This window comes from Corallococcus sp. EGB (genome assembly GCF_019968905.1).
Taxonomy (GTDB): Bacteria; Myxococcota; Myxococcia; order Myxococcales; family Myxococcaceae; genus Corallococcus.
In genome coordinates this window covers 4177941-4202189 of record NZ_CP079946.1, presented here as the reverse complement: position 1 = coordinate 4202189, position 24249 = coordinate 4177941, and the positions used below count along the sequence as shown (strand labels likewise).

Here is a 24249-nt window from a genome sequence, read left to right as displayed (position 1 = left end):
GCGCGAAGGTGGGCATGTCGAGCCCTTCGCTCCTTGGTCCCAGGTGAGCATCAGGCGCCTCTGCCTTGGAAGCGCGGTGAGCGAACCGGGAGCACGCATGCGGCTCCCCTCCAACTGCTTCTTTCGATGACGGATGCCCTGCCTGGCGCAGTGGGACCCCCGAAAACAGGGGAACGACACGCGGACGCCCGGTCCCCCATGGAAGAGGAACCGGGCGTCCGGACTTCGCTCACCTCTGCTTCACGTCAGAAGGCCACCGCGGACGTGGGCATCAGCATCGCGTCCCCCGTGGGGGGGACGATGACGGAGTGGGACAGGTCCAGATGCACGACCGCGTGCTTGCGCGGCGCCAGCAGGGCACGGGTGACTTCGAACCGCAGGGGCGCGGTGCGGACATCCAGCGCGCCGATCCGCCGGCCGTCCTCGAAGGCGCCGTACTCGTCGAGGCGGATGACCACCTGCGCCGAGTCCACGCCCGGAGGCAGCGTGAAGTAGCCCACGAGCGCCGCGTGGTCCGGCCTCGCGAGGTCCATCACCGTGGCCTTCATCTCCACCGGCAGCTCCCGCCCCCCGGCGGACACGGTCATGCTGTCCACGTTGACGTACGCCCCCTTGTAGAAGTTGTTCCCCACTCCCAGGATGCGCACCTCGTACTGGTTCTCCGCCAGGTTCGCCTGGACGTCTTCCGACAGGGACGGGACGAACCCCGTCGGCTTCGCAGGGGTCTCCGAGCCATCATCCGGAGCCGGCTGCTCACCGCACCCCACCAGGCTCAGCCCACCCAGCACAACCGCCATCCACAGCTTCCAGTTCTTCATGTGCGTGTTCTCCAGAATCTGAGTGTTTGAAATCGACGTGTGAACCCAGCGCTCAGAGGCTGCTCTTCGGCTCGCGGGCGATGGAGAGGGCATGCGACGCCGACGCCGGCCCACCATTGAAGGACATGGGCAGGGCGTACCGGGCGCCCTTGTCGTTGAGCGCGCGCAGCTCGGTCAGCTGGGCCTCCATGTCCGCGCTGCTGCCGGAGTCCATGACCACGCGGGCGCGGTCGATGCCGGGCTGCGTGGCCGCGCCGAAGAGCCGCGCGTTGCAGGTGGCGGTGAGCGACTGGCGCCCCAGCTTCACTCGCAGGGACTGCTCCTTCGTGCGAGGGACGCGCTGCTGCGTCGCGGAGGGGCTGAGCCACAGGACCCCCATGGCCTCCTCCACGCTGCTCACGACGCCCAGGCGGCCCAGGTCGATGTTGCCGCCGTTGGCGAGGCACATGGCCACCGCCTGCTCATGCGTCTTGAAGAACCCCTCGTTGCGGGTCGTGCCCTTCTCGAGCGGGGCGGGGAACGGGCAGGAGGCGAAGTTCTCGTTGCCGTTGAGGCTCACGGCGCCCGTCGCGACGCGCGTGAAGGTCCCGGTGGTCACGTCCACGGAGTAGAGGGTGTTGATGGGGTGGATCAGCCCGGTCAGATCGTTGCCGTAGACGTAGAGCGTCCCCGCGGCATCGAAGGCCGCGGCGGTCGTCGTGAAGTACAGCGCGGGCAGGCCCGTGATGGAGTCCGGCGGCCCGATGGGGCCGTAGTCAGTGGTGCTGCCCGTGTTCGGGTCGAACCGCGTGAGGCGGTGGGTGATCTGGTTGTAGCCGTACACCTGGCCATCAATCGGGTTGGTCGCGAAGTCGAGGATGCTCGCCAGCGTCGGGGCGGCCCCGGCGTTGATGACGGTGCCCGTGGACAGGTTGATGCGCGCGTACGACGGGACGACCCCGAAGCCCGGGCCGCTGAAGATGAGGTAGGTGCCGTCCGACAGGACGGTGCCGGCCGGATACGTGTTCAGCAGACTCAGCTGCGGCAGAGGGGCGACGATGGTGGCGACACCATCCGCGCCAATGCGCACCAGGCTCTTCAGCGGCAGCGTGTTGTCAATGGCGTAGATGTAGCCATCCAGGTGGTTGAAGGCCGTGGCGGAGTAGAAGATGTTCGCCGTGGAGAACGGCGTCAGCGCCGCCGTGGCGGGGTCCATCCGGCTGAGCGTCGTGTTGGGCAGCCCCAGGCCACTGTCCGAATAGTACAGGGAGCTGTCGCAGGGGAGCGTGTTGGCCGGCTGGCACGTCACCTTCACGCTGCTCTGCGCGGTCCCGCTGTCCCACGTGGCGAAGAACGTGTTGGTGAACGACGCATTCGGCAGCGGGCCGGGCGTCGTCGGGTCGTCATCCGCGTTCCCCAGCGCGACGCAATCGTCGAAGCTGTTGATGGTGTACGAGTAGTAGGAGATGAGATTCCCACCCACCGGCACCGACTGCGGAAGCGGGGGCGTGAACGTCCAGCCCGTGGGCTCCAACAGCGGGTCCGTCGCGGTCAGCAGCGTCGAAGGAAGGGTCGGGTGCGAGTTGAGCGCGACCGTCGTGAAGTTGATCGTCGTCGGGTACGAGGTGATGTTGAATGTCTGATAGCCATTGACGAGCTTCAAGACAACGAAGTCGTGAGCCTGCGCCGCACCGCCGACCATGACCGTGGCCGCCGCAATGGCAGCCTTCCATGCCTGATGCATTCTTTTCTCCCCCACAGCACCAAATCCTCCCATCATGGGAGGCACGAATCCCTCTCTTTGCACCTTGCGCACCACAGGAGGGAAACGCCTTCTCCAATCAGGCCTCCAACAATGCCGTACGGCCCGGGTACGGCGATCCAGCATTTCCAGTCATCCAAACAAAATCAGCTTTGCACGACTCGATAGCCATAACATGCACATGGCACGTTCCGTTCAATGCGGGGCCGCGGGCCGTCCGTTTTCCATGGAATTGGCGACGAAGCCCCTGCCCTCCAGCCTGGGGCTGCCGGGCTCTGGCCATACACAGTCAATCTCTCACAAACAAAGACTCCGGAAGTCCGCCATGCCCGGCAGTGCCTTTCCGTCTTCTGAGCGGACACGAAAAGGCCCGCGCCCCGTGGAGGGTCGCGGGCCCCGGCGCCCTGCGGATGCCGCCCCGGTTCGCGGCGTGGCGACGGCGAGCGGGGCCTGGATCCTCCCCATGTGCTCGTGGCCCAAGGAGTCAATCCATGGCCGTGCTACGCCCTCCGCACCTCGCGGATGATGCCCTCGGCCTCGGGCTCGCCCAGCGCGACGAGCTGCTCGAAGTCGCCCCGGATGAGGAACTCCGCCTGCGCGCGGTAGAAAGGTGTGTCGTCGACGGTCTCCGCGCTCCGCTGGATTCCCGACAGGCTCATCACGGGCCGCATCAACCGGAGGCGAACCCCCGAGTCAGCAGGGGGCACCTCCGTGTCATCCAGGTTGCCCAGGTCCGCGGAGGCCACCAGCGCCGCGGTGAGCGCGGCGGACAGCAGCGGATCCGCCGCGCCGGCCGCCCGGGCCCACGCACGGATGACGAGGGACAGCTCGCAGCGCCGCCGCTCCAGGAAGCCCGCGGAACGCTCTCCCCGCAGGAAGGCGACCACGGCCACGTCCGCGAGCGCGGGCGGCTGATAGAAGCGCACCTTGCGCCCTTCGACGACGTAGTCGTCCCCCCGACGCAGCGGCCGGCCGGGCGGAGATTCCACGTCCACCACCCTCCCCCGGGCCTGCTCCGGCAGGTCGAAGTCCACCTGCTTCCCGTTCGCGGACCACCGGTGGACCTGCGCGAAGTAGGCCGCCTCGCGCTGCGCGGCGAGGTCGTCTCCGGGCGGCGGGTCCAGCTTCAGGTGGGAGGCGCAGACCTCGACGAGCAATGCCGTCTCCGCGCCGGGCCCGCGGGACGGCCCCGTCGAGATCTCCACCGAGCCGGGGACGGCGGAGCGCAGCGCATCGTGGAAGTAGGACTCGATGGCGACCAGCATGGCGGCGGACCTCACTTCCTCGGGAAGAGCGCGTAGGTATCGCTGCGCGGGCTCGTCACGCGAAGCCCGGAGAGGGTCGCGACGCCCGCCACGCGCGACCGGACGAGGAGCTCCAACGGAGGCGCGCTCCCCGTGCCCCCCGGCGGCGTCAGCGGGGCCAGGGCCCTGGCATCCAACGTCACGCTCCCGTCCTCGCCAGGAGTCACATCCAGCACGCGCGCGCCCCAGCGCAGCTGCACGACAGGCGCGGGGGGCGGGGCGGAGGCGGCGGCGAGAAGCCGCGGGCGCGCACAGGCCCATGACGCTGCGGTGGGCTCTCCCGCGAGCAGGGAGGTGTCCCTCGGCAGCCAGGGCCCCGCGGCCTCGGTGCGATACAGCGCGGGGCCGGGGACCAGGGACGGAGCCTGCGGCAGGCCCGTCAGCGGCGGCGACAGGCTCCAGAGCAGGTCGCCCTCGGTCACCGTGAGCACGGCCCACCAGGTCGAGGACCTCAGCGCCACGGGCTTCGGAGGCTCGAAGGAGACCCAGCGCGCCTTCCACGGCGGAGGGCCCTTCTCCTCCAGCACCAGCTCCAGCGGAGCGGTCATCCAGGGATCATCCCCGGGCCGTTCGTGGGCATCCGCGTAGAGCGCCAGCGTGGCCTTCACGGAGCGCGTGAGCGGCCGGACATGGAGGTCCAGCCCCACGAGCGACGCGTCGGGCCCGGGCATGCGGAAGGCCTGCGCGGCGGAGTATCCGGAGCCGCAGCGGTGGGCCAGCGAGGGGGGCTCCGGGGGCTGGGGCGCGAGCGGCAGCTGCTCGGCGTCCGGCTGATACCGCACGGCGAAGCGCACCTCGGACAGGGGCCGGTCGGGCGGCACGGTCACGCGCGCCACCGCCAGGCCGTCGGTCTCGACCGGCAGCGACAGCGCCCCTTCCCCGCCGCTCCAGGTCTGGACGACGGCGAGCGTGTCCAGGGTGAGCTGCACGCGCTCCAGCATCCCCAGCCCCGAGGAGCGGAGCGTGACCTGGAGCGCGCCCCCCTTCAGCTCCGGAGGCCAGGCGCGCTGGAGCGCGCTGGTCAGCGGCTCCCCCAACACCAGCTCCTGCCGGGGCAGCAGGGGCAGCGCCTGATGGAAGAAGAGCGAGCCCGTGCCCACCATCGCCGACAGGTCCGGAGGACGCGCGGCGGCGCGCACCACGACGCTGGTGACCGGAGTGTCCACGAGCGTCTTCGGCGTCCCGACAGGCGGGGTGCTGGCCGCGTCCACGAACTCCACCAGGAGCCGGCTCGCGAAGAGGCCCGGCAGGGGCACCACGCTGCCGATGGACACGGTGTCCGAGGGCGTCGGGGGATACCAGGGGCCTCCCTCGGCGACGCTGAGGCGCCCCTTCTGGGCCGTGCTCTTGGGTTGGAGCTCCAGGGACATGAGCGGCCGGCGCGCGTTCCAGTCCAGGCTGAGCCACTGGACCTTGTCGGCGCCGAGCGTGCTCTTTCCCAGGTTCGTGGTCAGCGCGGCGACCGGGGTGAGGTCCACCGTCAGGTCGTCGCCGGGCGCCTGCACGGTCAGCGCCGCGCGCGACAGCGCCACCCCCGCCGGCACGTCCAGCGCGAGCACGAGGCCGGCGGCGTCCACGGGGACCACCGCGGTGGTGGGGGGCTTCGCCGTCCCCGCATAGCTCAACGTGGCGCCGACGCGTGAATCACTCATGGAGATGTCCCGACGTGGCGCTGGGGCTCAGCGAGCGGCGTCCTTGATGTCCGTGACCGTGGCCGACGCGCCCTCTTCCGGCGGCAGCAGCTCCTTGAGCACCTGCATGGCGCCCTCGATGCGGAGCATGGTCTGCACGAGCTGCATCCGCTTCGCGTCGAGGTCCGCGAGCATCTTCTGGCCTTCCTCATGCTCGGCGCGGAGGGCCGCGAGGCGCTTCTCAATCTGGTCCTTCATCGGTTCGACTCCTGACGCTGGAGCTGGCGCTCCAGGGATTCGATGCGTGCGTCGTAGTGCTGCTTGAGTTCCTTGATGGCCGCGACCGCCAGCACGCCCAGCGCCTCATAGGCGAGGCCCTTGAGCGGCCGTCCATCCTCCCCGCGCTTCCCGCTCTCGCTGACGATGTCCGGGAAGAGGGGCTCCACCTCCTGTGCCACGAGCCCCAGGGTCGGCAAGCCGTCGACCTTCCAGTCGAAGGTCACCGGGCGGAGCGCGACGAACCGCTCCAGCACCCCCTCCATCTCCACGATGTTCTCCTTCAGCGAGACATCCGAGTTCCGGTTCCACAGCCCGTCTTCCCTCATGTACTGGCCGGAGCCATTCTGATGGTAGAGGCAGATGACCCCCGGGTTGTCGTAGTGGATGCCGAAGTACCTCCCGCCGCCGGTGTAGTCCTGGATCCGGATGCCTTGCGACCAGGCCCGCTGGTTGATGTGCAACGCCGTCAGCGGGTTCGTGACGCCCATCCCGACGTTGCCGTTCATCACCGTCATCCGCTCCGCGCCGGCCTGCCAGAGCCCGAGGCTGTCATCACCGTCGTTGTCGATGCCGATGAGCAGCTTGCACGTCTCTCCGCTGACGACGTAGTAGCGGATGAAGGCCGCGTCACCGCTCCCGCCCCCCGGGTCGGTCGGGAACATGATGCCGGCGGAGGACGCGTTGCCAACGGACGGGATGATCGCGCCGCCGTTGACGCGGAGGCCGCCTCCCTGGATGTCCAGCCGTGTGGCGGGCGCCGTCGTGCCGATGCCGATGTTGCCCTCTTGCGTCAGCCAGAGCGCGTGGTTGCTGCCGTTGAGCGCCAGGGAGAAGGCGTTGTTCAGGCGCGTGCCGACGTCCCAGAAAGCGCCGCCCTGGACTCCCCCGCTGCGGCCATAGCGGATGGCGGCGCTCTGGGCCCCCTTGAGCCAGACGACATGGGGGTTGCTCATCATGATGCCCGACGCGCCCCCCGCGCCAATCGTCACGTATTGGAGCGTGCCGTCGCCCCAATCCGACGTGGTGGTGACCGTGAGCCGGTCCCAGCCGTTGGCGCCCGGGACCCGGACGTCCAGCATGCCCTGGGGATCCGTGGTGCCGATGCCCACGGCGCCGCCGGACTTGATGTGCAGGCGCGGCGTGCCGGCTCCGCTGCCGTACTCGGAGTCGCCGCCGTCCTCGGAGATCTGGAAGCCCGTCGCGGCGGCGCCCGTCTCGCCCCGGACCTGCCAGCTCTTGCTCCGGCTGCGCAACAGCATGGACGCGCCATCCACGCCCGCCACCGTGCGCAGGACCAGGGCCACGCCCCACGAGTGGTCTCCGTTGCCCCGGACCTCCAGGCCCGCGTTGTTGTCCGGAGACCCTGGCTGGACGACGAGCAGCCGCTTGGTGCCAGGGGCGGGGGCGCCGACGGCGACATTGGCGCTCACGGACAGCGCCCCCGTCATGCTGCCCCCTGTAAGCGACAGCTTCTGCGCGCCCAGCTCCGTCAGCCGCGTGTGCACGTCGATGTTCTTCACCGTCAGGGCCACGGCGGCATCCACCCGGTTCACCTTCAACGAGGCGGTAGGGACGATGCTGTCTCCGTCGAGCTGCTTCCCATCATCCGCGCCCCGGTGCGTGTGCGAGCGGATCTCGTCGCGCACCTTGATCTGCATGTTGTTCCAGGTGTCCGCCAGGATGGGGTCGCCAGACTTCGCCGGGTAGAAGGGATCACTCATGGTTGGAACCTCGAGGAGTCAAAGCGGGTCGCATCGAAGATGCCGGACCAGGACAGCTTCTCCTGGGGCTCCGGCACCTGCTCGTGCAGCTCGATGGTGTAGCCGAAGGAGGTGAGCGAATCCTTCGTGTCCAGGGCGTCGGTGAAGGACGCGGAGACTTCCTGCCGCAGCGGCCCCTCCTCGATGGAGAGGACCTCGGGGGGCATGGGCAGGGTCAGCTCGACGCGCGTGCGCACGCCCGCCGCGCGGCCGAAGTTCAGCGCCGCCGACAGCTCCCTCACCAGCCCCGGCAGGCCGGGGACCTCCCCCTCTTGGTCAGGGACCTGGAGGTGCGGGGGGATGTGGTCCGCGGGGATGCGCAGCACGCAGGTGGCGGGGGTGACCTCCGTCCAGTCGAAGCGCAGCTCCGCGAGCGGCGTGTCGCGCTTCACCAGGGCCTTCGCCTCCGCTTCCTTCTGGCGCGCCTCGGTCCAGCCCAGCAGATAGGAGCGGACTTCCTGCCGCTCCAGCGTGTCGTAGCTCCAGTGGCTCTCACCGGGCGCGAGCTCCGGGATGCGGTGGTCCTCGCCGAACACGGAGAAGCGCGACTCCGGCGCATTGAAGCGGGTCAGCACCCCGCCGTCGTCCAGGCCCGAGAAGCGCGTGGGGTGGGCCAGGATGATGGAGTCGGTGACCGGACGCCCGTCGATCAACGGCGCGCGCAGGTTGCGCAGCGTGAGGGTGGAGCCCTGGGGCACCCGGCCCAGGAAGATGAGGTCGAGCCCGGATTCCTGGTGGCGCAGGATGGGGACGGCGATGTCCTTCCCGGTGGCCTTCAGCGCGATCTCCGGGATGGCCGTCTCCAGCCCGCCGTTGACGGTGAGCAGGCGCTGGCCCGCGCCGACGCTGCTGAAGCGCGCCATGGCCGGAGTCACCGGGTTGTCCACCAGCTCGATGCGCAGCGGCCGGTACGAGCCATCCGCGCGAGGCACGCTGAAGAGCCCGACGGCGGTGTCGCCTTCCCAGACGAGCTCCGGGGGCTGACGCGCCATGTAGACCAGCGAGACCAGCCGGAGCAGCGCGGTGGCCGAGCCCAGGCCCGTGCGGTGGAGCTCGACGAGCGCCGCGAGGTGCTGCCGGAGGTAGTCCGCCGGCTCTCCCCGGCGCGGATGCAGACCGTACAGCGCGGCCAGCATCCCCAGCTCGGAGGCCGCCTTGTCCGCCAGGGAGTCCGCGTCCGGGTACCCCTTCGCCAGCGTGTACCACCGCGAGCGCATCAGCCGCGTGATGCCCTCCTCCATCTTCCCCAGCTCCGCCGCGAGCGTGGAGAAGAAGAGGTTGAGCTTCGCGCCGGCCTGGAGGACCGGCGGGAGGTAGCCCACCATGCGGCGCGCACGTTGCTCCGGCGTCATCCGACCCCCACCAGCTCGGCGCCGCCGAGCACCAGCCGGACGTCGGGCCGCAGCGCGACGGACGTCACCGTGTCCCGCAGGGTGGCCGCGACGAGGGAGACGGACAGCCCCGTCTCCAGGGTGACGTTGCAGGCCAGCAGGGAGTCGATGCGCGCCTGGGTCCTCAGCGCCTGCTGGAGGTCGTCCAGGCGGATGCGCGCTTCACGCCCCATCTGGACATCCTCGGCGAGCCGGGCGGCGTACACCTCGATGGCGCCCCGCAGGGACTCGCGCACCTGCTCCGGCGTGCGGGGCTCGCTCCCCGGCAGCGCCACGACCAGGTCCAGGCGCCAGACGGGAGGACGCAGCCGGGAGATGCGCGGCGGCTTCAGGTCCACGTCGATCCGCGCCGCCTCCAGCGGATCCATCTTCCAGTCGCGGTTGGCGCCGTACACGCGGCTCTTGCTCTCGCGCACGAGCTGCTTCTGGAGGGGATCCTGGGGGCTCGCGCCCCAGACGAAGGTCTCCACTCCCAGGTCGCTGATGCGGCGGATGGCGGGGTTGCCGAAGAGGAGCGCCTCCAGCTTGCGGCGGTTCACGCTCTCCCCCACGGGCAGCTCCAACATGTGGCGCATGAGCGCCTGCTGGAGCTCCCGGCGGAGCCGGTCGAAGGTGCCCTCGTCCATCTGCGGATCCGCGGGCTCCACCTGGAAGTCCACCTGGAAGTAGACGGTGCGCGCGTAGCGCAGCCGCACGCGGATGCCGGCGGCCTTCGACGCGCGGATGGCCGCCTCCACGCGCGCCACGCCCTGGGTGTTCAGCTCGAAGTCGGCGTCGCCCACCAGCACGTCGATGACGCCCGGGGGCGCGTCCTCCGGCTCTCGCACGGTGACCTGCTGCACGCCCTGCTGACGCACGGCCGCTGCGATGGCCTCCACGGTCCCCTTCTCGCCATCGCGCAGCGCGGTGCGCGCGCGGGCGCGGAGGCTTTCATCCGTTTCGTCCTCGCTGCCCCGGCGCAGGGGCGCGGGGTTGGTGACGGCCTCGATGCCCAGCACCGGCCGGGGCATCATCGTCAGGCGGAAGGGGTTGATGACAGGCGGCGCCTGCTTGGACGCCTCCGAGTCGTCCCGGATCTCCTGCACGCGGATGACGACGCGCGTCTCGCCCCGGCGCAGCGTGGCCTCTTCCATCGTCTCGAAGAGGGGCAGCGGCTTGGAGTCCGCGGACACGCCCGTCACCTGCCGGCCCGCGGGGATGCCGATGTCCTCCGGGGCGGGCGCGGCGCGGCTGAGCTCCACCTCGCCCGTCAGGCGGCCGGCGCGAGCGCGCTGGAGTCCCAGCACGGCCACCACGTTGTCCAGGGCGGCACCCTCGGCGGTGTCCAGGTATCCGGAGCGGTGGGCCAGCTCCAACATGGCGTAGAAGGTCGCCATCTCCCGGCCGTACGCCTCCGCCAGGGTGCGCGCCATGCTGCCCGCGTTCGTGTCGCTCCCCGGCCCCAGGTTCGACAGCAGCCGGTCGACGATGGCGCTGAACGAGGTCTCTTCGGGCGGGATGAGGCTCAAAAGGAGATCTCCCACGTCATCTTCATGACCATGTTGGGACCCCGGTTGACCTCCTCGAAGCGGACGCGGTTGAACAGCACCGGGGGGGAGCCCCCCAGGGTGATCTGGATGCCGGCCTCCGTGAGGGGCTGCACGCCGGGCTGGGTGAGCGCGGGCAGGATGGCCGTCACCGTGGCGCGCACCATGCTGGTGCCGTCCCCCCGGCTGACGACCTCCACCTTGGGCGTCGTGTCGATGGCCTCGTCCACCTGGGTGCCCAGCGCCGTGTCCAGGATTTGCGGCTGCGCGGTGCCCGTGCCCACGGCGATGGCCCAGCGGGTGGGCAGCGCGTCCGCCTTGCCCATGAGGAGGCGGGCGAGCAGCTGCTTTCCCGCGGTGGTGATGAGGTTGGGCACGTGGCGCCGCTCCATCAGCGCGCCGCGGGTGTCGAGCAGCTCGATCGTCAACACCCCCACCAGGCCCTGCTTCTCCCTGAGTTCCATCGCGTTCTCCCGAAGTCGTGTCCTTGCCGCGTCCCGCTCAACCCAGGTCGAGCGCCAGTCCCAGCTCCACCGCGTCTCCCGTGACGGCCCGGATGCTGGCCCTCACGTCCACCGCGCCCGGCAGGTCGGCCCGGGCGGTGACGCTCAACGCCGTCACCTCGTCCACGCGCGGATCCTCCTTGAGCGCCTGACGCACGTAGCGCCGCAGCAGGTCCAGGTTGGCCCGGTCCAGCGGCTCTCCGATGAGGTCCGCGACACGGCTGCCGTAGCGGGTATGCCCCAGTTGCTCCAGGTGTCCCCGGTAGACGATGAGGCGCAGCGTCAGCGCCTGGATGAGGTTGTCCTTGCCGCTGACGGTCGTGGCGCCGGTGTCGGTGGACCAGTCCAGGTCCACCTCGCCGGTCTCCTTGAACGCCAGGCGCAGGTCGGTCCGAAGCGCGTCCGCCATTACATCAACCTCCCGGGGCTGGCCGTCGCGCCGGGCGAGGACGCGATGCCCGGGGTCACCTTCAGGCGCGACATCATCTGCGTCATCGCGTTGGACAGCGTCTCCGCGATGGCGCCCGCCAGGTCCGGCGCGTTCTCCCCCTGGATGCCGCCCGCCTGGAGGAAGCCCAGCGCGAGCGGCTGCAAGAGGGCCTTGGCTGGCGCCGCGCCCGCCAGCGTGCCCGGAGAGGACGTGGTGAAGCCCGCGATGGCCATGCCCGGCGCCACCATGACCATGGACGTGAAGAGGACGAGGGCCTGCTCCACGGACTGCGCGATGGCCTTCGCCAGCGCGCCCTGCTTCTCGCCGTTGATGCGGTTGGAGGCCAGCAGCGCCTGGACGATGGGCTCTATCTGCGAAGCCCCCGGTCCCCCGGCGGGAGGAGGCAGCAGCATCCCCGGCCCCGCCGTGCTGCCAGAGCCCGCGGGCGGAGGCGCCGCGGCGGGGATGCCCGGCGACACCACGGCCATGCCGACGAAGAGCGTGAACGTCTGTCCGCAGGCGTCGCCCAGCGCGGTGGCCAGGTCCGGGGCATTCTCCCCCCGGAGGCTCGCGGCCTGCATCGCGCTCTTGGCCAGGGTGCCTATCTCGGAGCCGGTCGGAGCGGGCATGGTCACTTCGCCTTCACGTCCTGGGAGCCCTTGAGCGGGGCGCCCGTGAAGTAGCACTTGTGGCTCTGCTCGGTGATGACGCCGCTGCCGCCCTTGCCCAGGTCGATCTTCCCGGACGCGTCGATGGTGCAGTCCACGCACTTGAGCTGGACGTTGCCCTCCACCTCCAGCGTGAGGTCCGTCTTGCCCTTGATGGAGATGACGTCGTCCTGCTTCACCGTCACCACCGTCTCGCCGGCGGTGAGGATGATGGACTGCTCCTGGTCGATGGCGATGGACGTGTTGCCGCCCGGAGGCGCCACGACGCGCCACTCGTCGGCCTCGTGGAGGGGCGGGTGGATGGCGTCGGAGTAGAGCCGGCCGGTGATGATGGGGCGGTTCGGATCCCCCCCGACGTAGGTGATGACGACCACCTCGCCCGCGTGCGGCGCGCTCACCATGCCGATGTGCGGCGTCGCGATGGGCACCTTGCGCAGCTCCAGCCCGCTCTCGCGCAGCTTCACGTTGCACTCGTGGTTGTGCGCGTCTCCGTCCGCGTGCGGGAAGGCGCTCGTCACCACGCCGAGGTCGCCCAGCCGCAGGGAGGCGATCTCATCCCGGACGATGGCGCGGATGATGGTGACCAGGTCGCTCATGCCGCGCCTCCCGCGAGCTGGGGCTTCTTCTGGGGCGCGGGCGCGGAGACCACGGCGGCCTCGAGCTCCTCGAGCGTGGCCGCGACCGACTCCACCGACTCGCGCAGCGCCTTCAGGGACTCCGCGGGCAGGTAGCCCTGGATGATGGTGGTGACCCCGGCGCGGACCTTCTGGAGCAACTGCAGCGCGGAGTGCGCCGCGCCCGCAAGCGGGGCCAGGGCCTCCATGCCCATGTCCCGCATCTCCGCGTCGGAGGTGCCGCCAATGGCCTCCAGCCCCTCGAAGGCGGGCTCCAGCTTCTCCAGCAACAGCGGGATGGCAGCCACCTGCTCCAGGCGGGCAAGCCACCCGGTGATGAGGTCCAACACCTTGCCGATGGCCTGGAGTCCCGTCTTCACGTATCCGCCGATGCCGAGCGAGCGCACCAGGTCGGTGAGGGCCTTCACGGTGTCCGTCTGGAGCAGCGCGTCCACCGCGCTGACGAGGCGGGTGATTCCGTCGACGAGGTCGGCGGTGTTGCTCATGGTTTCGCCTCCAGATCCTTGAAGGGCCCGAGCGGATCGAACTCACCGAGCGTGGTGCCCAGCGCGGAGGCCTCCTCCGCGACGCGCTTGAGCTTGGTGAGGAAGTCGCCCGCGCCAGCGATGCCCTTGATGAGGGAGAGCGCCGCGCCGAAGTCCACGCCCTTCACCATCTCCAGGAGGCTGACGCCTTCGGTGGCGAGCTTCTGGATGAACTCCCCCAGGCTCCCGGACTGCCTCAGCGAGTCGATGAAGCCGCCCACGGCGGCGGGGTTCACCTTGCCCAGCGAGCCCAGCAGGCTGCCGAAGTTCTCTCCGGTGAGGGAGTCCTTGGTGCCGTTGACGACGGAGCCCAGCTCGTCCGGCGTGAGGTGACCGAGCAGCGCCGGGTTGCCGTCCACGGCCTCCATGAGCGAGTCCGGGTTCTGCAACACGCCGGCGGCATCCACGGAGCCCCGGGCCCAGGACTCGGCGTCCGCGGCCACGGCGGCGTCCACCGCCGCGACGCCCGCATCCGCGGCGACAGGAGGCTCGACGTACTCCTTCACGCGGAGGAAGAAGCTGAAGCGGCTCTGGTGGCCCGCGAGCTGCCTGACCTGGAAGTCCGCGATGAGGACGTCGGTGAGGTCGGCTCCGGCGATGGCGTCGGAGGCGAACGACATCGGCGTGGCCTTCATCTGCGCCTGGCGCAGCTCCTCCAACTCCGCCTGGGTGTCACTGCCCAGGAAGAGGCCCTCCATGACGATGGTGACGGGCTCTCGGCCGAGGTCCTGGAAGACGCTGCCGGACTGACCGGGCACGCGCTGCTGCACCAGGTTGCGCGCGTCCTCGGTGTAGATGTTGGTGAGCCCGACGAGCTCTATCTTTCCAATCCGGACCGCCATCTCAGAGCTCCATCCGGGTGGTGAAGCCCGCGCGGGCGTTCAGGGTGTGACGGACCGCGCGGACGCGGAGCAGCTTTCCGGAGACGAGCACCTCCACCGGGTGTCCCTCGGGGATGTCCTCGAGCTGAACGAGGTCTCCCGGACTCACGGCCGGAGCGCCGAGCACCTCGATGAAGCCCCGGAGCGGACGCGAGGCCAGCGCCGTCATCCGCGCCCGCGCCTGGGTGGCCGCGTCGTCGCCGGTGCGCAGCGCGCCGTCTCGCAGCTCGCGGGGAAAGTCCCCCTCGCTTCCGGCCTGCACGCTTCCGTTCTTCCCGAGCGAGGCCTTGCCGCGGATGGACGCGAGGTCGGCCATGAGCCAGTGGGCCTTCTCCGCGCCCTGGGTGCTGCCGGCGCCCTCGCCCCAGACGACGACGCTGTCATGGGCAGCGGGCGACTGGCGCAGCTCGGTGCGCAGCACCTGCTTCCGGTAGATGAACGTATGGTCCGGGCTGCCCGTCCTCGGCGCCGCGAAGTGAACCTGGCCCTCGCCATCCGTGTAGAGGTCGAAGCCGCACTGTTCGGCCAGACGCTGGATGTGACGGAGCGCCCGGGGCCCCGGGTGCAGCACGTACGCAGGAAACGTGGGGCCATCCTCGATGGTGCCCGCGGTGGCGCCGGCCTGCTGCACGAGCCCGCTGACGATGGAGCCGGCGGTGGTCTGTTCGTAGGCGCCGGAGACATCCAGGCGGGCGAGGTCCGCCAGCGCGTCAGTGCCGACGACAGTGGCGGTCTCCGGCGTGGCGCGCGTCTCCTGCACCATGCCCGTGAAGACCGTGACCTCGCCGTCGCCCGCGTCGAGGGAGATGGTCGTCGCGTCACCCGGCGCGGGCAGCGCGTCCGAGGTCACCAGCTCCAGGGTGCAGCGTCCGCCAGCCCCGTCCATGGTCAGCTCGCTGGTGATGGAGCGCACGAAGCCATTGCCCTGACCGGCCTTGCTGGAGGCCCGGAAGGCGCCAATCGTCACGCTGTAGGCGATGCCCGCCATCGGCCTCAGACCTCCAGCCCGTGACGGCGCGCCGTCTCACGCAGGATGTCCACCAGGGCGTCCTCGAGCGAGCGCCGGTCCATGCCCGCCGGAGCCTCCGAGGAGGCCAGGTGGACGTTGACGTTGAACGTGTTGCGCACGGCGGCCCCCTGCGCGGAGGAGGTGGTGACCCGCTCCACCGGGAGCGGGACCTGGGAGACTCGCTGGGCCTGTTCCCAGACCGGGGTCAGGCTGGCGGAGAGCGGCTCGGTGAGGCGGCCCGTCGCGGCCTGTTGACGCGGCGTCGCGCGTTCGACAGCGGAAGCGCTGGCGACGGGCGTGGGCTCCGAGCGCGAGAGGGCGGGCGCGAACGAGGGCACTCCGGCACGCGGATCCGGGTGTGGGTGAACGGCCGCCGACGCGGAGGTTCCAGGCTCCGGTTGCGAGAGGTCGAGCGACCGAGGGCCGGCGCGAACAGCCAGCGGAACGTTCGTGGCCGGCGCACCGATGGCGGACGTGGAGACTCGCGAAGCCGGTTGCGTGAGGCCGGACGAAGGTGCGCCCTCCTCCGCGGAGGACTCCGAGGCGGGAAATCCCGGGGCAGGCGAAGCCGTGGCTTCCGGAGGTGCGACCGCGCCGGTCATCCCGCGCGTTCGCGAGCCCAGGCGGAGGCCCACATCCGCCGTCGAGCCGCCCTCGGGCAGGAACGTGAGGCGACGCCTTGGCGCGGTCCCCCCCGGGGCGCTGGGGTGGGCATCCGTCCGAGGCGGGACATTTGACGTCGCGTTGTGAGCGACGTCCCCCGGCTCGGGCACGGCGGGGGTCGACGAAGGCTTCGACGGCAACAGTCGGACGACGCGCCTGTCGGAGGCCGCTGTGGGAGTCGCGCCGTGTGCCGGAGCGGCGGTGGAACCGTCCGGCAGCGGGAGTGCCGGTACGACCGCTCCCGGCGCCTCGGGCGTCGGCGGCTTCGCGTTCACGGGCGCCGCAGGGCGAATCACCCGGACGGTGCGAGGGCCCGGGGCACCGGAACCCGCGTGCATCGCGGAGCCGCTATCGGTTCGCTGGCCCGTCGCGCCAGGGCCCGTATGCATCGCGGAGCCGCTATCGGCTCGCTGGGCCGTATCGCCAGGGCCCGTGTGCGGCGCGGAAGCCCCCTCGACGTGAAGGCCTGAGCCTCCGGGACTCGCGGATCCGCCACCGGTACGCAGGGCCTCCACGGACAGGAGGTCCAAGCCTTCCCGTGGCGACGTGGGTGCGAGCCCTCGCGAGAACGCGCTCCCGGACGTCTCGACGAGGGACTCCCGTCCTTCGGGCCCTGGAGCCCGCGCCGGCGCCACGACGGGCCGCGACGTCTCGCGGGTGACGACCGGCACGGCACTGGCCCGCGAGCCGACGCCACGAGGAGCACCGTTCACTGCCTCCTCGCTGGAGACGCCCTCGGAGGTCGCGAGTGCTTCCGGGGACGGCACGGGGCGCTCCTCGAGCCGGGCAGCAGGCTCTGGCGGCACCTTGACGCCGAGCTGTCGCGCGACGCCCTCCAGCGCGAGGAGCGCGGGCCGCGCCAGGAAGGCCGTGAGCTGAGCGGTGGTGAAGGTCTTCCGCATCACCGGTCCTCCACCTGGATGACCACCGCGTCAGGGAAGTCGGACAGCCGCGGCCGCCGGGGGACAGGCGCGGGCGCGGGGGAAGGCACCTCCGAGACCTGGAGCAGCGCGAGCAGCCGGTCCACCTCCGCGGCCGGCGCCGCCCAGACCTGGGAAGGTGTCCAGCCGAGGGCCCCGCACAGCCGCAAGGTGATCCGCGCCAGCTCCCGGGCCTCGCGGCCCGCGGACCTCACGGTCTCATCCTCGACACGCTCACCGCCCTGGTTGAGCGCGACCACCTCTTCGAGCAGCGCCGCCGTGCTGGGACCGTCCAGCGCCGCCACCGTCGTGCCCGGTGGCTCCAGGGCCACCACGGAGGCACGCAGCATGGCCCGCAGATAGCGATCCAGGCTCAACTCCCGGGCGCCGTCGGGCCGTGAAACGAGGCTCTCCTCCAGCGCCCTCGAGCGCTCGGAGTACGTCCACGGGCGGAGGCGCGCCTGCACCGCGCCGGAGTGCCCGCCCCCCGAGGCCCACCACAGCGCCACCGGCGCCAGCTCCTCGAACTTCGACTCCGGCACACCCGAGTCCCGCAGCACGTCGCGGGCAAAGCCCTCCGAATCGAAGGCCCGCCCGGAGCCGTCCACCCGGGTGTGTTGATCCAGGGCGCGGAGGTGCGCGTCGAACCCCCAGGGACGCAACCGGAACCGCTCTCCGGTGCGCGTCTCCACCTCCAGCGGACCCGTGGGGCCCGCCGGGTGGACGCGAAAGCTCCTGCCGTCGATCTCGAGCTCGACCGGGACGGCGGGGGCCTGCGTGTCTGGGATGGTGGACGCCTCCCTCACGCGCTACTCCTCCCGGATCCGCGTGGCCGTGAAGGCATACGTCGTGGCCGCGCTGCCGTGCGCGTCCATCTGGAACGACTTGCCCTCCACGAAGCAGTCATCGAACGAGAGCGTGCGCGTCTCGTCCGTCCCCTCCGTGCGGTTGAGGTTCGCCACGAGCTGGAACTTCCCGCGAGCCTCCAGGAGCGCGTCCAGCTTCACGGCGGCGGAGCGGATCACCATCTCCCCCAGCACGGTGCGCAGCCCGAAGATGACGTCGACGCGCTCGTTGGAGCCAATGGCTCGGATGTCCTCGCGCTCGGTGACGACGCGGAAGGCGAGCGACTGCAGCCCTTCCACGGCCTCGCCGTCGACCAGGATGCTGCTACGGTTGGCAGAGAATACCGTTGGCATCAGTGCTCCTCCTCATCAGACCTGGACCGTGATGGTCGCGTAGATGTAGTCGATGGCTCGCACCGGCCGGACAGCCATGTTGACCCGGACGACTCCGAGCGCGAAGTCCTGCTGCGACGAATAGACCTCCACCTTGAAGGCGGGGTCCTTGCCGTCGGTGGAAGGGACGATGGCGCCGTCCTTCTGCATCTGCACCAGCGCCTCCACCAGCTTCTGCTTCAGGGCGCTGCGTCCGTCCGCGTTGTTGAGCAGGCCGATGAACAGGTCGCCCACCATCTTCAGCGTGCGCACGGCGCGGTCCGCCACGCGACGGACGTTGATCTGATCTCCGTCCGTGGTGAGGCCGCGCACGACGATCGTGCCCCGGCCGCGCTCCACGACGACGGGCACCACGTTGCCGCGCAGCAGGCCCTTCTGCTCCTCCACCGTCAGCGTGGGCTCTCCGACGCCGGAGACGCGCTTGAAGGTCGGCGACTGGTGCGGGGCCAGGCTTCCCACGAGCCCCGCCACCGCGCCGACGACGCCGTTGGGCGCCACCAGCACGAAGCGGTCACTCACCAGGTTGCTGGCCAGCTGCGAGTGCTCCTCCACCGTGCCCGACGTGGGCACCTGGCCCAGGCCCAGGCGGCCCTTGCTGTCGCCACTCAGGTTGTTGCAGTGGCTGATGACGTCGCCGTAGATGCGCGTCACCTTCGCCCGGTCACTGAAGTCCTGCACGGCCGCGACCACCAGGTCGACATCCGGCTCGTTGCGCAGCCGGCCCAGCGCGGTGGCGTACTCGTCCGCCGTCGCGTCCTTGCCGCCCGTCAGCGTGTACGTCCCCGCCGTGGGCCAGCCCACCGCCTTGGACGCGTCCACCTTCACGAAGGAGGACCCCTCCAGCGAGGAGGCCAGCGACGCGGAGCCGACGTTGCGGAAGACCTCGGAGGCGCCGCTGGCCGGGTGGGTGATCTCCAGGTCGAAGGACACCGACTTGTCGATGTTGTTGCGGTACTCCACCCTGGCGGTGAGGCCATTGGCCCAGGGGCCGGGGGCCCTGGCCGTCAGGGTGATGCCCGCCTTCTCGCCCGTGGCGCCCGAGGGGAACCGGGAGGCGTCACCCGCGATGGAGATGGAGGCGGCGGTGCCGGCCCCCACGGGCAGCGGGGAGATGACCAGCTCCGAGACGCCGTTGTCGAGCGCCTGTCTCGCCTCGGGGAGGCTGTAGGCGCTGGCGCGCCCCATGACCTCCACGAAGCGGGACCAGCTCCCGGCACGGACGACCTTGCCGGTGTTCTGCTCCGTGAAACCGGTGATGCCCAGCACGCCCGACGGGGCGAGTTGCTGGGGCAGGACTTCCTTGACGACCGTGACCTGGACACCAGGAATGATGAGGCCTGTGGCCATACCCTCTCCGACCCTCATGAACGAGGGGGTGGATGCCCCTGCTCAGGGTGCAGGTTCCCTGGACCGTATGGAGGGGCCATCAGCCCACTCCTCAGGAGGACGGTCCGCTTCGTCAGCAATGACTTTCACAGCAAGGGTGAGCGCGCTTGCAGAACTGTGACGCCGCGTCGGCGGCGCCCCCAGGCCCGCGACACGCTCACGAGACTTGAAACCGGGAGGGGATCAGCCAGCCGCCAGGACGTTGACGCCGGTCTTCTTCAGCGCGGCGATGGTGGTGTCCGCCAGACGCGCGCCCTCGTTGATCAGCGCCTTGCCCACGTTGAGGAGCAGGTCGACGATGGCGACGATGTGCTCGACGCCGGCGCCCACGAAGTCGACGATGATGTTGAGGAACCGCTGCCCCGTCTGCGCCAGGCCACGCGCGGAATCCGGCAGCAGGTCGAGCGTGGAGTTCACCAGGTCGCGCCCCGCCTCCAGCACGTTCTTGATGGAGTCCACGACCTTGGGATCCATCATCGGCTTGATCAGCGTCTCCACCTGCTTGAGGACGGAGCTGAGGACGTTGCGGACCGGAGTCCAGATGACGGAGATCTTCTCGGTGATGCTCTTGAATCCGTCACCGCTCACGGCGAGATACAACTTGTAGAGCGCCTGCTCGACCTTGATAGCGACGTTGTCGACAGTTGCAAGTGCACTCGACACATTCGTGGCTGCGTCATCTGCCGCTGCTGGCATGGATGTCTCCCCCTGCGGTCCAAAAATCCCGGCGAACAGTAAGATACTGAACTCCGGACGAGCAAGGTTTTACAAGGTAGGGAAGATCCAGGCCCACGGATCCTACCGAAACCAGCCGGTCACAACGGACCCTGGCAACGTGACGCAACCGGCCATTTGCATCACCTTTGTCACAATGTATGTGATTCACGGGGGCGCGTCGTTTCGATGCGGGCTTCCCCCCGGGGCTCGGGATTCCGGCCATCACCGGGGACACGAGACCCAACACCGCGTGGATCAGCATCGCCTGACTGGCGGTAGCGACGAGCAGTGCGGGAGGTGCGGGACGCTGACGGCCAGCCCATGAGCCGCACTCCGGGCCGGCGTAGAAGCCATCCATCTCCAGCAGACCCGCGCCTGCCCGGTCACCCCACCGGACGTGGAAGCAGCCCGGGCGCTGGGGTCCCTCTCCAGCGCGCCCGTGCGCGTGTCGCCCGCGCGCCCCATGCCCATGCATTGGGCACGGCCATGATTCCCCCTCCCCTGCCCCCGAACCTCGAGTCGCGCCGGTCTCAGATGTTCCCCGTCCTGGACGCCCGGGACCACGAGCGCATGCAACGCTTTGGCGAGGTCCGGCGCTTCCGGGATGGGGAGTGTCTCGCCGCGGCCGGGCAACCGAGCCCCGGGATGATCGTGCTCGCCCAGGGGCGCGTGGCCCTCTCCCGGCGCGATGGCCTGGGGCACGCCATCCCCATCGTGGAGGAGGGCCCTGGACAGTTCCTGGGTGAGGTGGCCCAGCTCTCCGGACGCCCCTCGCTCGTCGACGCTCACGCGGTGGGGGAGGTGGTGGCGCTGGTGATGCCCCCGCACCGGTTGCGTGCGCTGCTCGTGGCGGAGGCGGACCTCGGCGAGCGCATCATGCGCGCCCTCATCCTGCGCCGCGTGGGCCTGCTCGAGACAGGCGCCGGTGGCCCCGTCCTGGTGGGCCCTCCCGAGGGCGAGGGCAGGATCCGCCTGGAAGGCTTCCTCTCGCGCAATGGCCACCCGTACCTCGCGCTGGATCCAGCGCAGGGCGGCGAGGCGGCTGCATTGATTGAGCGCCACTCGCCACGCGGGGAGGAGCTCCCGCTCGTGGTGTGCCCCGATGGCTCGGTCTTGAAGTGTCCCTCCGAGAGCACGCTGGCCCGAGCGCTCGGCCTGCTTCCGGAAGGAGCCTTCGAGACGCGCTATGACGTTGCCGTGGTGGGCGCAGGGCCCGCGGGGCTCGCCACCGCCGTGTACGCGGCCTCCGAAGGGCTGCGGGTGCTCGTCCTGGATCAACGGGCCTTCGGAGGGCAGGCGGGCGCAAGCTCGCGCATCGAGAACTATCTGGGCTTCCCCACGGGCATCACCGGCCAGGCGCTCACCGCGCGTGCCTACGTGCAGGCGCAGAAGTTCGGCGTGGAGATGGCCATCCCGGCGGAGGTCTCCTCCCTGCGCTGCGCGGGCCCTGGCGCGCCGCTCACGCTCGAGCTGACCGACGGGCGAACGGTGCGCACGCGGACCGTGGTGGTGGCCAGCGGCGCACGCTACCGCCGTCCCGCGCTCGCGAACCTCACCCGGTTCGAGGGCCGTGGGGTCTTCTATTGGGCCAGCCCCATCGAGGCGCGCATGTGCGACGGCGAGGAGGTCGTGCTCGTCGGCGGTGGCAACTCCGCGGGCCAGGCGGCCGTGTTCCTCGCGAACCACGCGCGCCGGGTCCGCGTCCTCGTGCGTGGCCGCAAGCTCGCCGCGAGCATGTCCAGCTACCTCATCGAGCGTCTGGCCGCGTCGCCTCGCATCGAGTGGATGATGGAGACGGAGGTGGTGGAGCTGGCGGGCTCGGAGGAGCGCGGCCTGCGGAGCGTGCGCTGGCGGCACCGGCCCAGCGGGCGGGAGGAGGAGCACGACGTGCGCCACCTCTTCCTCTTCATCGGAGCGGACCCGGCCACGGAGTGGCTTGAGGGCTGCGGTGTGGCGCTGGACGCGAAGGGCTTCGTGCGCACGGGAGGGATGCTCGGCGAGGAGCCGCTCCACGCGGAGGCCTGGGAGGCCACCGGGCGGTCGCCGTTCGCGTTCGAGACGAGCCTGCCCGGCGTGTTCGCCATCGGCGATGCGCGCTCGGACTCCGTCAAGCGGGTGGGCGCGGCGATCGGCGAGGGAGCGGCCGTCGTGGCGCAGATACACGCCTGCCTGGCCTCCTCCCCCACGCACGTTGCGACCGGCCCCCTCGCATCCCCATGTTCAACAGCCTGAGGCCAATGGACGCAGGCCCTGACACGGAGCGCGAGCCATGAAGAAGGAATGTCCCCACCTGGAAGCGACCGAGCATCACCGGACGGCTCCCGTCCACCCCAGCGGCCACGGCTGCGCGGAGTGTCTGAAGGACGGAGGGGAGTGGGTCCACCTCCGGATGTGCCTGACCTGCGGGCACGTGGGCTGCTGCGACGACTCGCCGTCACGCCACGCGACCCAGCACTTCCACGAAAGCACCCACCCGGTCATCAAATCGTTCGAGCCCGGGGAGGATTGGGCCTGGTGCTACGTGGATGAGCAGTTCGTCGAGCGGATTCCCACCTTCCCAGGCGAGTCGCCGCCGGTGCACTACTCGTCCCCCATGAGCGCGCCGTAGGCACCCGGCACCTGTCGCACGCGAACGCGTCCATCCCGCGCCGCGCATGGCTACAGGCGCCCCGTGTCGTAGCTGGAGGGCGCGTCCACGTGGAAGGCGAGGTCCACCGTGCGCTTCCCGCCCGAGGGCAGCGCCACCTTCCACGTGGCGATGCCGTCGTCCTCCGCGAGCGTGTAGCCAGCCGTGGATTCCGGCTCCAGCTCCACCTGCACGTCGTCCAACTCGGACACGGGAATGTGCTCGGACAACTCCACCAACTCCGGCTGGGAGCGCAGGTTCGCGAGCTCGAAGCGGTACACGTAGCGGAAGCGCTGCTTGCCGCCGAAGAGGCCCTTCGGCCGCTGCACCTCCGCTACCACGGTGCGTTTCACGCGCAGGCCCTCCTCCACCCCGAAGGCCAACTCGAAGGGCGCGCCTCGGGCGACGCGCTCCAGTTGCTGGTGTCCCAGGTAGCCCGTGTCGCGGAAGATGCCGACAGGGCCCGCCAGCAGCGGGAAGGGCGTGGTGTTGTTCAGTCGCGCCACACGGAATACCACCGGGAGCAGCTTGGGAGCCGTGCGCCAGGAGAAGTCCGCTTTCAGCCGGTGGCGGCCGATGCGCACACGCACTGCGGTGCCGTCCCCGGGCACGCGCGTGGCCTCCTGCGCCTCCCACTGCACGGAGAGGCCCTGGTCCACCACGCGCAGGCCCTGGCCTTCAGCCTTCTCCTCACCCGGGCCGGCCTCCGCGTGCTGCCCGAATTCGTCGCGGCGCACCAGCACCTTGCGCTCCTTTGGCCTCTTCCAGGCGGAGACGTACAGCGGCGTCACTTCGGGCGGCGTGGCGTCCTGGCGCGGCAGTGCGGTGGAGAGGAAGAGCTTCGCGCCGGCCCAGTCCTCGCCCGAGCGCTGCCGCACGGTGGCCAGCGTCGTCAGCTCCACGAGGCCAGAGGACTCCAGCGCGCGGGCTTCGTAGAGCGGCTCCCAGGACGTGCCGCCCACCAGGTAGCTCAGCGCTACGCGCACCTGTGAACCCTCGGGGCAGGACAGCCGCACCTCCACGCGCTGCTCGCCGCGCTCCGCGAGCACCTTCAGCCGCGTCAGCTCCGACTGCACCTCGGCCCGCTTCCGCTGGAGCGCGCGCTGCTTGTCCGCGACGTCGCGCGCCTCCTTCACCGCGCGCAGCCGCACCGCCAGCGCCGAGTCGAACGCCGAGGCCCACGCCCGCGTGTCCGGCTTCGGCCCGGTGAGCTCCTGCGTGATGCGATCCACCGCCACGTGGGTGAAGCCGAGAGCCAGCCTCTCCAGGTCCTCCGCGCGTGCCGCGGCGGCGTCAAGCACCTCCCCCTCCCTGTCCAGTTCCACATTGCGCGCCTCCCACTTCTGGCGCTCCGGCCGCACCGACACCTCGAGCGTCACGGCTTCAGCGGTGAGTCCCTCCAGCGTGGCGCCGTTGGCGCGGGCGCGGAAGCTCTCGCGCGAGGCAGCCTCGGGCAGGTGCTCGAAGACGGCGGTGGTGGCGCCCGTGCACGTCACTTTCTGCTCGCGCGTCACCTCCGCGCGGTCCGGGTAGATGACGACGGAGGACACCTGGGACGTGGTGGCAAGCGCGAGGAGCGTCAATGGCAACAAGGTCATG

Annotated in this window: 23 protein-coding genes; 2 read left to right on the top strand and 21 right to left on the bottom strand. The window is 70.5% G+C overall.

Going from position 1 to position 24249, the window contains the following annotated elements; genetic code table 11:
* Positions 1-245: 245 nt before the first annotated feature.
* The 20 genes from KYK13_RS17710 to KYK13_RS17615 form a co-directional block, all read right to left on the bottom strand.
* A complete protein-coding gene (locus tag KYK13_RS17710; protein ID WP_223645799.1) occupies positions 246-818 on the bottom strand; it encodes a hypothetical protein in 573 nt (190 codons plus the stop codon).
* Positions 819-870: 52 nt separating this feature from the next.
* A complete protein-coding gene (locus KYK13_RS17705; RefSeq protein ID WP_223645798.1) occupies positions 871-2460 on the bottom strand; it encodes a hypothetical protein in 1590 nt (529 codons plus the stop codon).
* Between the two features lie 599 nt (positions 2461-3059).
* Entirely contained in the window at positions 3060-3824 is a 765-nt protein-coding gene (locus tag KYK13_RS17700; RefSeq protein ID WP_223645796.1) for a hypothetical protein, read from the bottom strand.
* A gap of 11 nt (positions 3825-3835) precedes the next feature.
* Complete coding sequence (locus KYK13_RS17695; RefSeq protein ID WP_223645794.1) at positions 3836-5515, bottom strand: hypothetical protein; 1680 nt, start codon at positions 5513-5515, stop codon at positions 3836-3838.
* Between the two features lie 27 nt (positions 5516-5542).
* A complete protein-coding gene (locus KYK13_RS17690; RefSeq protein ID WP_223645793.1) occupies positions 5543-5752 on the bottom strand; it encodes a hypothetical protein in 210 nt (69 codons plus the stop codon).
* Positions 5749-7494: a tail fiber domain-containing protein gene (locus KYK13_RS17685; protein WP_223645791.1), complete on the bottom strand. Its 1746-nt coding sequence runs from the start codon at positions 7492-7494 to the stop codon at positions 5749-5751. Before KYK13_RS17685 ends, KYK13_RS17690 begins: the two co-directional genes overlap by 4 nt.
* Positions 7491-8885, bottom strand: coding sequence for a hypothetical protein (locus KYK13_RS17680; protein WP_223645790.1), 1395 nt, complete (start codon positions 8883-8885; stop codon positions 7491-7493). The genes KYK13_RS17685 and KYK13_RS17680 overlap by 4 nt, the downstream gene beginning before the upstream one ends.
* Complete coding sequence (locus KYK13_RS17675) at positions 8882-10447, bottom strand: baseplate J/gp47 family protein (RefSeq protein ID WP_223645789.1); 1566 nt, start codon at positions 10445-10447, stop codon at positions 8882-8884. Before KYK13_RS17675 ends, KYK13_RS17680 begins: the two co-directional genes overlap by 4 nt.
* On the bottom strand, positions 10429-10914 hold the full coding sequence (locus tag KYK13_RS17670) for a hypothetical protein (protein ID WP_223645788.1): 486 nt from the start codon (positions 10912-10914) through the stop codon (positions 10429-10431). The genes KYK13_RS17675 and KYK13_RS17670 overlap by 19 nt, the downstream gene beginning before the upstream one ends.
* Positions 10915-10951: 37 nt before the next feature.
* Positions 10952-11362: a DUF2634 domain-containing protein gene (locus KYK13_RS17665; protein ID WP_223645787.1), complete on the bottom strand. Its 411-nt coding sequence runs from the start codon at positions 11360-11362 to the stop codon at positions 10952-10954.
* A complete protein-coding gene (locus KYK13_RS17660) occupies positions 11362-12012 on the bottom strand; it encodes a hypothetical protein (protein WP_223645786.1) in 651 nt (216 codons plus the stop codon). The genes KYK13_RS17665 and KYK13_RS17660 overlap by 1 nt, the downstream gene beginning before the upstream one ends.
* A gap of 2 nt (positions 12013-12014) precedes the next feature.
* Positions 12015-12647: a phage baseplate assembly protein V gene (locus tag KYK13_RS17655; protein ID WP_223645785.1), complete on the bottom strand. Its 633-nt coding sequence runs from the start codon at positions 12645-12647 to the stop codon at positions 12015-12017.
* Positions 12644-13171: a hypothetical protein gene (locus KYK13_RS17650; RefSeq protein ID WP_223645784.1), complete on the bottom strand. Its 528-nt coding sequence runs from the start codon at positions 13169-13171 to the stop codon at positions 12644-12646. The genes KYK13_RS17655 and KYK13_RS17650 overlap by 4 nt, the downstream gene beginning before the upstream one ends.
* On the bottom strand, positions 13168-14052 hold the full coding sequence (locus KYK13_RS17645) for a hypothetical protein (protein ID WP_223645783.1): 885 nt from the start codon (positions 14050-14052) through the stop codon (positions 13168-13170). Before KYK13_RS17645 ends, KYK13_RS17650 begins: the two co-directional genes overlap by 4 nt.
* Before the next feature lies 1 nt (position 14053).
* Positions 14054-15079, bottom strand: coding sequence for a hypothetical protein (locus KYK13_RS17640; RefSeq protein ID WP_223645782.1), 1026 nt, complete (start codon positions 15077-15079; stop codon positions 14054-14056).
* 5 nt (positions 15080-15084) lie between these two features.
* Positions 15085-15438, bottom strand: a complete 354-nt coding sequence (locus KYK13_RS17635) for a hypothetical protein (protein WP_223645780.1) — start codon at positions 15436-15438, stop codon at positions 15085-15087.
* A gap of 1226 nt (positions 15439-16664) precedes the next feature.
* Positions 16665-17489, bottom strand: coding sequence for a hypothetical protein (locus KYK13_RS17630; protein WP_223645778.1), 825 nt, complete (start codon positions 17487-17489; stop codon positions 16665-16667).
* Positions 17490-17492: 3 nt separating this feature from the next.
* Complete coding sequence (locus tag KYK13_RS17625) at positions 17493-17882, bottom strand: hypothetical protein (protein WP_223645776.1); 390 nt, start codon at positions 17880-17882, stop codon at positions 17493-17495.
* 15 nt (positions 17883-17897) lie between these two features.
* A complete protein-coding gene (locus tag KYK13_RS17620) occupies positions 17898-19268 on the bottom strand; it encodes a phage tail sheath C-terminal domain-containing protein (protein WP_223645774.1) in 1371 nt (456 codons plus the stop codon).
* A 222-nt stretch (positions 19269-19490) separates the two neighbouring features.
* Entirely contained in the window at positions 19491-20003 is a 513-nt protein-coding gene (locus KYK13_RS17615) for a hypothetical protein (RefSeq protein ID WP_223645773.1), read from the bottom strand.
* A 507-nt stretch (positions 20004-20510) separates the two neighbouring features.
* Between KYK13_RS17615 and KYK13_RS39070 the strand changes: the two genes are divergently transcribed.
* Both KYK13_RS39070 and KYK13_RS17600 read left to right on the top strand, forming a co-directional pair.
* Positions 20511-22256 carry an FAD-dependent oxidoreductase gene (locus tag KYK13_RS39070; RefSeq protein ID WP_304504114.1) on the top strand — a complete coding sequence of 582 codons (1746 nt, stop codon included), beginning with the start codon at positions 20511-20513 and terminating at the stop codon, positions 22254-22256.
* 37 nt (positions 22257-22293) lie between these two features.
* Positions 22294-22632, top strand: a complete 339-nt coding sequence (locus tag KYK13_RS17600) for a UBP-type zinc finger domain-containing protein (protein ID WP_223645772.1) — start codon at positions 22294-22296, stop codon at positions 22630-22632.
* Positions 22633-22682: 50 nt separating this feature from the next.
* Here KYK13_RS17600 and KYK13_RS17595 read toward each other — a convergent pair whose 3' ends face one another.
* Positions 22683-24248: a mucoidy inhibitor MuiA family protein gene (locus tag KYK13_RS17595; protein WP_223645771.1), complete on the bottom strand. Its 1566-nt coding sequence runs from the start codon at positions 24246-24248 to the stop codon at positions 22683-22685.
* Between the last annotated feature and the right edge of the window lies 1 nt (position 24249).